Source organism: Agathobacter sp. LCP21S3_B2 (genome assembly GCF_052118705.1).
In the GTDB taxonomy this organism is placed as follows: Bacteria; Bacillota; Clostridia; order Lachnospirales; family Lachnospiraceae; genus Roseburia.
Genome location: NZ_JBQKGQ010000008.1, coordinates 66,399 through 80,774 on the forward strand (window position 1 = coordinate 66,399; position 14,376 = coordinate 80,774).

Genomic DNA, 14,376 nt, shown 5'->3' on the forward strand with positions numbered 1-14,376 from the left:
AAGATGAATCAGACATTTGTAAAAAGTGTAACAGAACAATTGCCGCAGCTTGGTCTCCTGCAGGATGAGCCGATGAAAAAACACACGACCTTCCGTATAGGAGGCCTGGCAGATTACTATGCAGAGCCTGATATGAGCCAGATTTCAAGGCTTATAGAGATGGCTAAGGCATGTGATATGCCGGTTACAGTGATAGGAAACGGAAGCAATCTGCTGGTAGGAGATAAGGGCATCAGAGGCCTTGTAATTGGTATTGGAAAAGGCCTGTCCGAAATCGAGGTGACAGAAGCTGTGGCGCAGCAAAGCACAGCGCAGGACCTCACAGCACAAGACAACGGTCATATCATCACAGCGGGTGCCGGGGCTATCCTTGCAGCAGTGGCGGCAAAGGCAGCGGAGGCATCGCTTTCAGGTCTTGAGTTTGCATCGGGCATCCCGGGAAGTGTTGGCGGTGCGGTAGTCATGAACGCAGGAGCCTACGGCGGAGAGATAAAGGATGTCCTAATCGATGCCACAGTGCTTACAGCAGAGGGCGAACTAAAGACTGTCACAAGGGATGAGCTTGACTTATCCTACAGGCACAGTATAGTCCCGGAAAAGGGCTATATAGTGCTGTCAGCCAGATTCAGGCTCACACCAAAGCCTAAGGATGAGATAAAGTCATATATGGCAGAGCTTCGCGCAAAGAGAGTGGAGAAGCAGCCGCTTGAGTACCCAAGTGCAGGCAGCACCTTTAAGAGACCGGAGGGCTATTTTGCAGGGAAGCTTATCATGGATGCAGGCCTTCGAGGCTACAGCGTGGGAGATGCGCAGGTGTCGGAGAAGCACTGCGGCTTTGTAGTCAATAAGGGCGAAGCCACTGCAGCGGATGTCCTGACACTCATAAAGGATGTGCAGGAAACAGTTTTAAAGCAGTTTGGAGTGAAGCTCGAACCGGAAGTTAAGATGATTGGAGAATTCTAGTGAAATTTGTAATAGTGACGGGCATGTCAGGTGCCGGAAAAAGCACAGCAATGAAAATGATGGAGGATATGGGATATTTCTGTATAGACAATCTGCCTATACAGCTATTAGATAAGCTCATAGACTTTTCAAACACCTTCCACAGTGATGTGTCCAAGGTGGCAGTCGGCATAGATGTGCGAAACGGCTCAGGAATTGATGCGATTCCACAGACGCTCAAGCAGCTAAGGCAGAAAAACTTTCCGTATGAGATACTTTTCCTCGATGCTGAGGATGAGGTGCTCGTCAAGAGATACAAGGAGACGAGGCGTAATCACCCTCTCGCAGGAAGTGAGCGCATCAATAAGGGCATCGTGCTTGAGAGGGAAAAGCTGCAGTATTTAAAGGACAATGCTGACTATATCATAGACACAAGCCAGCTTCTCACAAGGGAGCTTAAAATTGAGCTGGAAAAGATATTTGTGCAGAATGAGGATTACAAAAATCTGTTTATCACGATACTGTCCTTCGGCTTCAAGTATGGCATACCGTCAGACTCTGATATAGTCATGGATGTGAGGTTTCTGCCAAATCCCTACTATGTGGACGGACTACGCGCGAAAACCGGCAATGATAAGGAGATACAGGACTATGTCATGCAGTTTCCGGAGGCAAATGAGTTTATCGACAAGCTTGATGATATGATAAAGTTTCTCATTCCAAACTATATCTCTGAGGGCAAGAACCAGCTTGTTATATCTATAGGCTGCACCGGAGGCAAGCACCGCTCGGTAACGCTTGCAAACGAGCTGTACAAGAGGCTTAGCGGCTGTAATGACTATGGACTTAAGATAGAGCATCGCGACATAGGAAAGGATGCATTGAGAGGTAAATAACATGTCATTTTCCAGTGATGTAAAGGAAGAGCTGGCAAAGCAGATATCAAAGAGCAGGCACTGTCAGCTCGCTGAGCTTGCAGGCATCATAGAGCTTTCGGGCCGTATCAATGAAAAAACAAAGGGACTTGAGCTCGACACCGAAAACCTGCTGCTTTTAAATAAATATGCCACACTTATGAAGCGTGCCTTTGGCACAGATACCACAAAGGCGCTGGATGAGCAGGATACCGGAAAGATACTTGCAGCGCTTAAAATCACGGCACAGCCTGTCAACAGACAGACCGCAGACGGACTGCTTCTTATGCAGACATGCTGCAAGAGAGCCTTTATCAGGGGAGCCTTCATGGCAGCAGGCTCGATAAGCGACCCCAACAAAGCGTATCATTTTGAGATAGTGTGTCATACGAAAGAGCAGGCAAAGCAGCTTCAGGAGCTCTTGTGCGGCTTTGATACGGATGCCAAGATAGTAGAGCGCAAGGGGCACTATGTAGTGTACATAAAGGAGGGCGCCCACATCGTGGACAGTCTCAACATCATGGAGGCGTATGTGTCACTCATGAAGCTGGAAAATGTGCGCATATTAAAGGAAATGCGCAACAGTGTAAACCGTAAAGTAAACTGCGAAACCGCAAACATCAGCAAGACTGTGAATGCGGCAGTAAAGCAGATAGAGGATATCAGACTGATACAGAAAATGAGAGGACTCGATGATTTACCGGCGCAGCTTCGGGAGATGGCGCTGCTTCGGCTTGAATATCCGGATGCACCGCTAAAGGAGCTCGGAGGATATCTGGATCCGCCAATGGGCAAATCGGGAGTCAACCACAGGCTTAGAAAATTATCGGCGATTGCGGAGGAACTGAGATAGATGAAGAAAAAGCTTTTATTTGTATTTAACCCTAAATCAGGCAAGGGACTCATAAAGGAGCACCTGGTAAATATCGTGGACATCATGACAAAGGCCGGATACAAAATCACCATTTATCCCACACAGTGTCAGGGGGATGCCATAAAAAAGGTCAGGAAAAATGCTAAGAAGTATGACCTTGTAGTGTGCAGCGGTGGAGACGGCACACTCGACGAGGTAGTGACCGGCATGGAGCAAAGCGAGGTAAATGTACCGATAGGATACATCCCTGCGGGCAGCACCAATGACTTTGCAAACTCTCTCGGCATACCAAAAAATATGGAGGAGGCCGCAAGAGTTGCCGTAAACGGTACTCCATTCCCGTGTGATGTGGGAGGCTTCAACGGAGATACCTTCGTATATGTCGCAGCCTTTGGCCTTTTTACAGAGGTATCCTACCAGACCTCGCAGCAGATGAAAAATATACTGGGACATGCCGCATATATTTTAGAGGGTGCAAAGCACCTGATGGATATCACTTCGTACACGATGAAGGTGAGCCATGACGGTGAGATAATAGAGGATGAGTTTATATATGGAATGGTGACCAACTCCCTTTCGGTAGGAGGCTTCAAGGGCATATCAGGTCCTGACGTACTGCTTGATGACGGCCTTTTTGAGGTGACGCTCATCAAGAATCCAAAAAACCCAATCGAGCTCAACAAGATACTTGCGGGACTGGCAAACCGTGAAAATGACAATGAGCTCATCTACTCCTTCAAGACCAGTGAGCTGCATGTGGAGAGTGAGGAGGAGGTACCGTGGACACTCGACGGAGAGTTTGGCGGCAGCCACACCGATCTGACTATCACTAATCTGAACAAACAGATTACCATTATGTGTTGATAAATACAAAATCGGACATAAAATAGTAATAGTACACAATTTTTTGTCTGATTGTGTTAAAAATTTAACTTTATTTTTATAAGGTTATGTAATATAATAACATTAGCTTTTAATTAACAGGAGGAAAAAATATGTTAGTATCTGCAACAGAAATGCTTAAGAAAGCAAAAGAAGGACATTACGCAGTAGGTCAGTTCAACATCAACAACCTTGAGTGGACAAAATCAGTACTTTTAACAGCAGAGGAGCTTAAGAGCCCTGTAATCCTTGGTGTATCTGAGGGTGCCGGAAAGTACATGACAGGCTTCGGTACAGTAGCAGCAATGGTTAAGGCTATGCATGACGAGCTCGGTATCACAGTACCTGTAGCACTTCATCTTGATCACGGCACATACGAAGGATGCTACAAGTGCATCAAGGCCGGCTTCACATCAATCATGTTCGACGGATCTCATTATCCAATCGATGAGAACGTTGAAAAGACAAAAGAGTTAGTAGCAGTTGCTCATGCAATGGGCATGTCTATCGAGGCTGAAGTTGGTTCAATCGGTGGCGAGGAAGACGGAGTTGTTGGAATGGGCGAGTGCGCAGATCCAGATGAGTGCAAGAGAGTTGCTGATCTTGGTGTAGATATGCTTGCAGCAGGAATCGGAAACATCCACGGAAAATATCCAGCAAACTGGAAGGGACTCAGCTTTGAGACTCTTGACGCTATCCAGCAGAAGACAGGTGTTATGCCATTAGTACTTCACGGTGGTACAGGAATCCCAGCTGATATGATTAAGAAAGCAATCGACCTTGGAGTATCTAAGATCAACGTTAACACAGAGTGCCAGCTTTCATTCGCAGATGCAACACGTAAATACATCGAGGCCGGAAAGGATCTTGAGGGCAAGGGATTTGACCCTCGTAAGCTTCTTGCTCCTGGTGCTGAGGCTATCAAGGCAACAGTTAAGGAGAAGATGGAGCTTTTCGGATCAGTTGGAAAGGCTGAATAATATTGCCATAATTTAGTGTGTGGTGGTGCGACAAGCTCGCGGATATGCTCCCGTCTCGTCTCATAATTGTGCACACAAGTGGCTGTAAGAATTGTATATTAAAAAAGCCCTGGCATTCGTGCCGGGCTTTTTTGTGATAAAAATACAATTTACATTGAAAATCTTATTAAGCTATGATAAATTTTGGAGATTTTATCGCAGTGGTAAGCTTTGGCTTAACCTGCTTTGGAATAGGGTATTCCCTTGGCAAAGATAACAACAACACACAGAAATAGCCGCCCATGTCCTGAGAAAACTGAGCGGCTTTTCTAAAGCTTAACAATTATCGGGGCAACCGTCTATCGGTGGCACCCTTTTTGTATAATCAATATAACACGTATTAAGTGAAAATTCAACTAAAAAATCAAATTTAGCTTTTTACAATGAGCTAGCAGGTAGTATTTTGTTCGATACAATATTTAAATGATGGCGAACAACAATATAATTATGAAAGAAAGGGTGTGGTGATATGTCAATTAATGTGACAGAAGATTCGATAAAATCAGTATCTGGAATATTGTCGAAGAATGAAGAATATATGTATAAACTTAATTCTTCGATTCAGCAAGCTAAAGATGGAAAGGTAATTTCAAAATCAATGGAAGAGTTAGAGAAGCTGGCAAGTGAGTAATCTGCAGTCCACGGAGTGGAGATGCATATTCGTGCCAGGGTCATTATAGCGACAAATAGTCCAAAAGGCAGATGTGGGACATTCCTACATCTGCCTTTTTACGTATTTAAGTATAAAAAAGACCACATAATAAACATTATGTGGTAAAGAAACGAGGTTTTATTGGTCTTATAAGGTCTCTAAAGCAATGCTAAATTGTATAATTATAATCAAATGGATACATTTTTCTTGTCATGATTTGACAAAAAAGAATTTTATATGACTAAATTTCTTGTTTTTTAACCGTAAAGTGGTAGAATAATATAGATGAATTAGAAATTTACCACATAATGTTTATTATGTGGTACCCGCAGGAGGGTCATGATGCCATGAAATTAGAACTCTTTGAGCACAATCAAAAGGCATATGAAGCAGCCATTTCTATGATGGCTGAGACCGGAAAGGCAGCTATTATACATCCTACCGGAACAGGCAAGTCGCTCATAGCGTTTAAGCTGGCGATGGAGCATCCAGACGCGAGTGTGTACTGGCTGGCGCCAAGCAGCTATATATATCATACGCAGCTTGAGAATCTGCAGAAGCTTATGAAGCCTGATTCATCAGATAAACAAATACAATCCCCGGACAATATCACATTTATCTCATACAGCAAACTCATGCACAATGAGGAACTTATAGATAAAATACAGCCGGACTACATCATACTCGATGAGTTTCACAGATGCGGCGCGTCAGAATGGGGAAAGAGCGTCAAAAAGCTGTTGGATGCTCATAAAACAGCAAAAATACTGGGACTGTCAGCCACCAACATACGCTATCTCGACAATCAGAGAGATATGGCAGAGGAAATATTCGACGGCTGCATAGCATCAGAGATGACACTGGGAGAGGCGATGGCGAAGGGCATACTCTCCACACCAAAGTACGTCATGGCGATGTACTCCTATGGTGAGGAGCTCAAGAAGCTAAAGCAGCGAATACAGGCGATGGAAAGCAGAAGCAGCGTCAGACAGAATATGGAGCTGCTCGAACAACTGCGCCGTGCACTGGAAAAAGCGGACGGACCTGACAAAATCTTTGAAAAGCATATGCGCATGGAAGGAAAAATGCATGGTAAGTACATCGTATTCTGCTCCAGCCGTGAGCACATGGATGAGATGAAAGAACATATGCACGAGTGGTTTGACAATGTGGATATGAGCCCGCACGTATATGTGGCATACTACAGCAACCCGGAGACCTCAAAGGCATTTGCAGAATTTAAAGCAGATAAGAGTGATCATCTAAAGCTCTTGTACTGCATAGACATGCTGAACGAGGGCGTACATGTTGATGACGTGGACGGAGTCATACTGCTTCGACCGACGGTATCACCAATCATCTATATGCAGCAGATAGGCAGATGCCTCTCGGCAGGTACTAATAAGACACCAATCATATTTGATCTAGTGGACAACTTCGAGAGCCTCTACAGCATCGACTGTCTGACAGAAGAGATAGACCAGGCATTCTCACTCATGCCATGTACACAGGTGGAGAAAGAAAGGTTCAAGGATAGATTCCGAATATACGACGAAGTGAAGGAATGCCGTCAGCTATTCGGACAGTTGCAGAGCAGTCTATCATCAACCTGGGACAACTACTATCTGGCAGCCTGCGCATACTACAGAGACCACGGCAACCTCAAGGTGTCAAAGGACTATGTGACAGACGATGGTCTGACACTTGGAAGCTGGATACAGACCCAGCGCAAGGTGTACTCAGGCAAGATAGCCGGAGGACTCACAGCAGACAAGATAGAAAAGCTGAACCTGATAGGCATGATATGGAATGTCAGGAAAAACAGCTTTGATACGGCCTATGAAGAGCTGGAAAAGTATCATGAACAGCATGGAAATCTGGATATCAAGTCAAGATACGTCACAGAAAGCGGATATCCGCTGGGTAAATGGATTAACAACATCCGTGTGTCAGCCAAGAAAAAGGGCAAGGAAGCAGTACTCAACAAAGAACAGCTCAAAAAGCTCGAAGCACTTGGCATGATCTGGGACAAAAACAGCGAGATATGGGATGTCTATATCAATGCTGCAAAGAAATATTATGAAGAAACAGGTGATTTGCACATACCGGTAAGGTATGTCACCGAGGACGGTGTGGCACTCGGCAATTGGCTTTCATCCATCAAGAATGGAAAGAACGGCAGGAAAATGAGAGCGGAAACACTGACCGATGAGCAGAAAGCACAGCTCAAAAAGCTGGGTATCAATCTGGAAAACACCAATAATACGGTGTGGAACAGCAAGTATGAGCTGGCAAAGGAATACTACACCGAGCACGGCAATCTCAACATTCCGGTGGCATATTGTGTGGATGGAGTGAAGCTGGGCAGGTGGATATCAAATATACGAAGTAAAAGAAAAAATCCAAAGTCATCAGGGATGATGCTGGACGAGAGCAGAATAGCGATGCTCGACAGTATAGGGATGGATTGGAAGTAAGAATACAAGCTAAGGAGCTATAGAAATAATGTACAGGAAGAAAGGAAGAGGGTGGACCAAGCATGTTGATTTCATGCTTTTGGACATCGTATGCATATTAATAGCATTTTTTGTTTCATATGTGATACGTTTTGGGTTCGATAATCCATACGTGGATAAGGATTACCGTACACTTGGAGTTGCCTTCCTTCTGATAGATTTCTTTGTAGAGATAATGGCAGACTCCTTCAAAAATGTCTTAAAAAGAGGATATCTCGATGAGTTTATATCAGTCTGCAAGCATGCAATGCTGGTGTTTCTGGTCACAGCGCTATTTCTGTTCACCACACAGATGGCTGATATATATTCCAGATTATCGTTTTACATCATGTTTCCGATATATGTGACCATCACATATATCTGCAGGCTGGCACTAAAGAGCTTTCTTAAAAAGAAAGATTTTACAGCATCGAAGAAGTCACTGCTTGTTATAGCACCTGAGGCAATGCTTCGGGATACATTGCGCACAGTGGAGAAAAGCTGTATGGGTTACACACAGATAGTGGCAGCTTCGCTGGATTCAGACCTGAAGGGTAAAACAATATGCAATATTTCTGTCGTAGCAAATCATGATGGCATAGCAGACTACGCATGTGATGAGTGGGTGGATGAGGTGCTCATACCGCCTTGCAGCGAGAAAGAATATCCGGACAAGCTGGCGGCTATGTTCTTGGAAATGGGAATTGCTGTACACACAGGAATTGCCAAAAATGGAACAGACCAGGGTGGTTATAAGCAGATAGAAAAGATAGGCGACTACACAGTGGTTACATCTAGTGTCAACTATGCAAACACCAGCGCTCTTCTGGTCAAGAGGGGCATGGATATAGTCGGAGGTCTGGTAGGTTGTCTGTTTACACTTATTATCATGATATTTGTCGGACCAATGATATACATAGCATCGCCGGGTCCAATATTCTTCGCACAGGAAAGAGTGGGTAGGAACGGCAGAAAATTCAAGATGTATAAATTCCGCAGCATGTATATGGATGCCGAGGAGAGAAAGAAAGAACTCATGGCAGAAAACAAAATAGGTGACGGAATGATGTTCAAGATGGACTTTGATCCGAGAATCATCGGAAACAAAGTGTTGCCAAACGGAAAGAAGAAAACTGGAATTGGACAGTTTATCAGGAAAACAAGCCTGGATGAATTTCCACAATTTTGGAATATTTTTAGAGGGGATATGAGCCTGGTAGGCACCAGACCACCGACACTCGACGAGTGGGAGAAGTATGAACCACACCACAGAGCCAGAATGTCATTCAGACCGGGATTGACCGGCCTATGGCAGGTGAGTGGCAGAAGTAATATCACGGACTTTGAGGAAGTGGTGAAGCTAGATACTAAATATATTAGTGAGTGGAGTGTTAAGGGGGATATAAAGATAATATTTCAGACGATGCTAGGAGTATTAAGAAATGATGGAGCAATGTAAGGAAAAACTTAATATTGCAATGTTTGGACAAAAAAGGATTCCTTCAAGAGAAGGCGGAGTTGAGATAGTTGTTGAGGAACTTTGCACAAGGATGGTTGCACAAGGGCATAATGTAACTTGCTATAACAGAGGTGGCCATCATGTAAGTGGTTCTGAGTATGATTCAAAACGACTTAAGGAATATAAAGGAATAAAGCTCAAAACAGTACCTACAATAGAGAAGAAAGGTCTTGCGGCTGTTTCATCCTCTTTTTTTGCAGCATTATGTTGTGCTTTTGGTAAGTATGATGTTGTGCATATTCATGCTGAGGGACCTGCATTTTTTGCGTGGTTGCCAAAGTTATTTGGTAAAAAAGTAATTGTCACAATACATGGATTAGACTGGCAACGTGAAAAATGGAAAAGTGGATTTGGTTCAAAGTTCATTCATCAGGGTGAAAAAAATGCTGTAAATTATGCTGATGAAATTATTGTACTGAGTAAAGGTGTTCAAGATTATTTTGAAAAAACATATGGCAGAAAAACTGTGTTTATTCCAAATGGCGTGAGTAATCATATAGAAAGAAAACCACAGATTATTAAAAATAAATTTGGATTAGATAAAGATGAATATATTTTGTTTCTGGGACGTTTAGTTCCGGAAAAAGGAATCAAATATTTAATAGAAGCATTTAAACAGGTTGATACAGAAAAAAAATTGGTTATTGCTGGTGGCAGTTCGGATACAAGTGAATTTGAAAATAAAATGAAAGAACTTGCTAAAGCGGATAAACGAATTTTATTTACTGGATTTGTTCAAGGACAAGCGTTAGAAGAACTGTATAGCAATGCATATGTGTATGTACTCCCATCTGACTTAGAGGGAATGCCTTTAAGTTTGTTGGAGGCAATGAGCTATGGAAATTGTTGCTTAGTATCGGACATTAATGAGTGTACGGATGTTGTGGAAGATAAAGCTTTTGTTTTTAAAAGGTCGGATATTAATGATTTGAAAAATAAGCTTCAAGATGTCTGTTGTCATACAGGAAAAGTGATGAAAATAAAAAAAAATTCATCAGAGTTTATTTGCAAAAAATACAATTGGAATAATGTTGTAGAGGAAACATTAATAATTTACTAAGAGGAATATTATGATAAGAGTATTACAGTGTGTTAATGATATGCATAGAGCGGGATTAGAAACTATGTTAATGAATTATTATAGGAATTTAGATAGAACAAAAATACAATTTGATTTTTTAACACATAGGCCATGTAAAAGTGATTATGATGATGAGATAGTAAAATTGGGAGGAAAAGTATATTATGCACCACGTCTTTACCCACAAAATTATATTAAATATTTTAAATGGATGAAAATTTTTTTTGAAAATCATCAAGAATATAAAATTATACATTCACATATTGATGCTATGAGCTATTTACCATTAAAGGCTGCTAAAATTGCAGGAGTTCCAATTAGGATAGCACATAGTCATAGCACTTCAATAGATCGAGATTTTAAATATCCGTTAAAGCAAATTTATCGTAATAGATTGCAGAATGTACTGACAGATGAGTTTGCATGTGGAAAAAATGCGGGTGAATTTTTATTTAAAAATGATAATTTCATAATAATTCCTAATGCTATAGAGGCAGATAAATTTTATTATAATGATTCTATTAGATTAGATGTTAGAAAGGAATTGGAGATACCAAGAGAAACTTTTGTTGTTGGACATGTTGGACGAATATCTTATCCAAAAAATCATAAGTTTTTAATTGATATATTTAAAGAGTTCCATGGGCTAAATCATAATTCAGTATTGTTGATTGTTGGTACTGGAGAATTGGAAGAAGAAATAATTAATTATGCAAATAAAAGTGGCGTAAGGGATTCTATTATTTTTTTAGGGAATAGGGATGATACTGATAGATTATATCAGGCATTTGATGTGTTTGTATTACCTTCTTTATTTGAAGGTGTACCATTGGTTGGAATAGAAGCACAATTTGCAGGACTTCCTTGTTTTTTTTCAGATATGGTACCATCTGAAGTGGCATTTAGTAATAAAACATATTTTATAAACTTGCATAGTTCTCCACAGAAATGGGCATCAGAAATTTTAAAAATTAATATATCAGACCGTAAGAAAGAGAGAATATCATTTTTAAATTCAAATTATGATATTCATAAAGCATACAAAATATTAGAGAATCAATATAGTGAATTATATGAAAGGGCGCAATTAGGATAGAAGAATGCTAGAAACATATTTAAATATAAGACGAGTCATACGGCGCATATTAGAAGAGATTAAGGCAACTTGTGTAATTGCTAAAGAAACATCTTGGGGAGAAGCATTTATTACGCTAGGAGCAAAGGTTGATATTCAAGTTATGAATCATAACGGCTTTAAAGAAAATGAAAAACAAATAAAAACATTAATGAAGAAACATGAAATTATGTTAAAGTATTACAAAAAATCATTTGGGAGATTTATGAATGAATATGATGTTGAGGGTACTAGAAAAACAAATGAATATGAAAATATATATACTAATTGTATTTGGGTATGTTGGTGGCAGGGAATTGATAATGCGCCTGATATTGTAAAGGTTTGTATAGATTCTATTAAAAAAAATGCTGGAGAACATACGGTTATTCTTTTAACGGAAGAAAATTATAAAAAATATGTAGATATGCCTACATGGGTGGAAGAAAAGAAAAATAAGGGTATAATTAGCAGAACACATTATTCGGATATTCTTCGACTTACTCTTTTGGCGAGATACGGTGGAGTTTGGTTAGATTCTACTTTTTTTTGTTCACAAAAGATTCCAAATGAATATTTCAGATTTCCAGTTTGGTCTATAAGGAGACCGGGGTATGGACATGTGTCGGTTGCCTGTGGAGAATTTGCTAATTATTCGCTTTCATGTAATGAACAATATAGATGGGTATATCAAATAATTTTAGACTATGTTTTGTTTTATTGGGAAAAAAATGATATTATGGTTGATTATCTTTTCTTAGACTATTTGATTATTTTAGTTCAAAATAATTATAAAAATGTTGCAGATGTATTTAAAATTATTGAACCAAATAATCCACAGTGTGATGAACTTTTTAAGATTTTAGGTGAACCTTTTGATAAGAAGAAATGGGAAAATATGAAAAGAGATACTAGGTTATTTAAGCTTACATGGAAGCAATCTTTTCCAGAAAAGAAAAACGGACAAATAACATTCTATGGAAAGTTAATAAATGGAGATTTAATGTAGGATTGGAGCGGACATGAGAAAACAGTTATTGTTTATAATGGGGAGCTTAGAAAATGGAGGTGGTGAACGAAGTCTTATTAATCTATTGCAATTAATAGACTATAGTAAATATGATGTTGATCTGGTACTTTTCAAAAAAAAGGGCTTCTTTTTGAAACAAGTACCTGAAACAGTAAATATTTTAGATGATGTAGACATATTGCAATTTATGTATAAAGATACTATAAAAGAGTCTTTCAGCATTAAAAATTTAAGATTGAGTATAGTTCATATTATTGGAACAATTGTTTCTAAAGCATTATCTAAGTCAGGATTTCATAAAGGACAGTACAGATGGAAACATTTTTATAAAAAAATAATTCCGAGATTGAATAAAAATTATGACACTGCAATTTCTTATCTTGAAGGAGAGACAACATTTTATTTAGTAGACAAGGTGACAGCAAAGAAAAAAATTGCTTGGGTGCATACAGATTATTCTAAAATTAATGCTGATATGGATTTTGATTTAGAATATTTCAAGAAAATAGATAATATAGTTAGTATATCTGATGTTTGTGTTAATGTTTTAAAAAATTATTTTGTCGATATAGCAGATAGATTTGTATGTTTAGCTAATCTTACAAGTTCAAAGACAATTAAAATTATGTCAGATCAATTTATACCATGTGAATTTTTAAATGATGAAAATTTGCGGATTCTTTCTATAGGTCGTTTGATAGAGTTAAAGGGATTTGATATTGCATTAGAAGCAGCTAGAATTTTAAAAGAAAATAATATTAAATTTAAATGGTATGTGATAGGTGATGGGATTCTTAAAGATGATTTAGAAACAAAAAGAAAAAAATATCAACTTGAAAACAATTTCGAGTTTCTTGGAGTTCGTGAAAACCCATATCCTTACATAAAAGGAGCTGATATTATTGTACAACCATCTCGCTATGAGGGAAAATCTATGGTATTAGATGAAGCTAAAATATTGTGTAAACCTATTGTTGTAACAAAATATGATACAGTGTTTGATCAAATAAATGAAAGAGAGGGAATTATAGTCAATATAGATGCAAGCGACTTGGCTAAAGGCATTATGGAGATGATACCAAATCGTGATAAATATATTAATTATTTAAAAAAACATGAATATGGAAATCAAAACGAAATAACAAAATATTATAGTTTATTTGACACATAAAATTATAGATTATTAGATAAGGAAGAAGAATGAAATATACGATAATAGATATAATTAAAGCAAAAATAAGAGGAACCATTAATTTAAAACAATTAGAAAAAGATGGATTTAGGTATGGTAGAAATTTTGATATTCAATATGGAGTTATTATTGATCCTGGACACTGTTGGTTAATAGAAATTGGAGACAATGTTACTTTAGCTCCTAGAGTTCATATTTTAGCTCATGATGCGTCTATGAAAAAGTTTTTAGGATATACGAAGATAGCGCCAGTGAAGATTGGAAATAATGTCTTTATTGGGGCTGGAAGTATAGTTTTACCGGGAGTTACAATTGGAAATAATGTAATAATAGGTGCTGGGAGCGTTGTTACAAAGAGTTTAGAATCTGGAAATGTATATGGGGGGGTACCAGCAAAAAAAATATCAACAATAGATGAGTATCTAGATAAAATAAATAATCTAAAAAAGAATAACGTTTTTTTTGATGAGACATATATAATAGGAAATATTTCAGATGAAAAAAAAGAAAGTATGAAAAAGATACTTAGTAAGAATGGCATTGGATTTATAGTTTAGTAATCATAACACTACTATAAGTTCAAATTAGTAATTAATTATAAATTCTGAAAATATTATTTTGATTAATTACTATATGTATAATTTTCTTTGATATTATACTAT

The 14,376-nt window shown here is 39.0% G+C and carries 13 protein-coding genes; all 13 read left to right on the forward strand.

Annotated features, from left to right (window positions below; translation table 11 throughout):
* The first annotated feature begins 3 nt into the window (after positions 1-3).
* The 13 genes from murB to ACTQ1L_RS07490 all read left to right on the forward strand — a co-directional run bounded on the left by murB (position 4) and on the right by ACTQ1L_RS07490 (position 14,271).
* Entirely contained in the window at positions 4-963 is a 960-nt protein-coding gene (gene murB, locus ACTQ1L_RS07430; RefSeq protein WP_441366324.1) for a UDP-N-acetylmuramate dehydrogenase, read from the forward strand.
* A complete protein-coding gene (rapZ, locus tag ACTQ1L_RS07435) occupies positions 963-1,838 on the forward strand; it encodes an RNase adapter RapZ (protein WP_441366326.1) in 876 nt (291 codons plus the stop codon). The genes murB and rapZ overlap by 1 nt, the downstream gene beginning before the upstream one ends.
* Position 1,839: 1 nt before the next feature.
* On the forward strand, positions 1,840-2,709 hold the full coding sequence (gene whiA, locus ACTQ1L_RS07440) for a DNA-binding protein WhiA (RefSeq protein ID WP_117993769.1): 870 nt from the start codon (positions 1,840-1,842) through the stop codon (positions 2,707-2,709).
* Positions 2,710-3,594, forward strand: coding sequence for a diacylglycerol/lipid kinase family protein (locus ACTQ1L_RS07445; protein WP_441366327.1), 885 nt, complete (start codon positions 2,710-2,712; stop codon positions 3,592-3,594).
* A 131-nt stretch (positions 3,595-3,725) separates the two neighbouring features.
* Positions 3,726-4,592 carry a class II fructose-1,6-bisphosphate aldolase gene (gene fba / locus ACTQ1L_RS07450; protein ID WP_321110620.1) on the forward strand — a complete coding sequence of 289 codons (867 nt, stop codon included), beginning with the start codon at positions 3,726-3,728 and terminating at the stop codon, positions 4,590-4,592.
* A gap of 508 nt (positions 4,593-5,100) precedes the next feature.
* Positions 5,101-5,262: a hypothetical protein gene (locus ACTQ1L_RS07455; RefSeq protein WP_173840514.1), complete on the forward strand. Its 162-nt coding sequence runs from the start codon at positions 5,101-5,103 to the stop codon at positions 5,260-5,262.
* A gap of 368 nt (positions 5,263-5,630) precedes the next feature.
* Positions 5,631-7,760 carry a Helicase associated domain protein gene (locus ACTQ1L_RS07460; RefSeq protein WP_441366329.1) on the forward strand — a complete coding sequence of 710 codons (2,130 nt, stop codon included), beginning with the start codon at positions 5,631-5,633 and terminating at the stop codon, positions 7,758-7,760.
* A gap of 28 nt (positions 7,761-7,788) precedes the next feature.
* Entirely contained in the window at positions 7,789-9,237 is a 1,449-nt protein-coding gene (locus ACTQ1L_RS07465) for a sugar transferase (RefSeq protein WP_441366331.1), read from the forward strand.
* Entirely contained in the window at positions 9,221-10,357 is a 1,137-nt protein-coding gene (locus ACTQ1L_RS07470) for a glycosyltransferase family 4 protein (RefSeq protein WP_441366333.1), read from the forward strand. Before ACTQ1L_RS07465 ends, ACTQ1L_RS07470 begins: the two co-directional genes overlap by 17 nt.
* Positions 10,358-10,367: 10 nt before the next feature.
* Positions 10,368-11,474 (forward strand): glycosyltransferase family 1 protein, encoded by a 1,107-nt coding sequence (locus ACTQ1L_RS07475; RefSeq protein ID WP_441366334.1) that lies wholly within the window; start codon positions 10,368-10,370, stop codon positions 11,472-11,474.
* 4 nt (positions 11,475-11,478) lie between these two features.
* Positions 11,479-12,501 (forward strand): capsular polysaccharide synthesis protein, encoded by a 1,023-nt coding sequence (locus tag ACTQ1L_RS07480; protein ID WP_441366335.1) that lies wholly within the window; start codon positions 11,479-11,481, stop codon positions 12,499-12,501.
* 13 nt (positions 12,502-12,514) lie between these two features.
* Positions 12,515-13,693: a glycosyltransferase gene (locus ACTQ1L_RS07485; RefSeq protein WP_441366337.1), complete on the forward strand. Its 1,179-nt coding sequence runs from the start codon at positions 12,515-12,517 to the stop codon at positions 13,691-13,693.
* 29 nt (positions 13,694-13,722) lie between these two features.
* Complete coding sequence (locus ACTQ1L_RS07490; RefSeq protein WP_441366338.1) at positions 13,723-14,271, forward strand: acyltransferase; 549 nt, start codon at positions 13,723-13,725, stop codon at positions 14,269-14,271.
* The last annotated feature ends 105 nt before the right edge of the window (positions 14,272-14,376 follow it).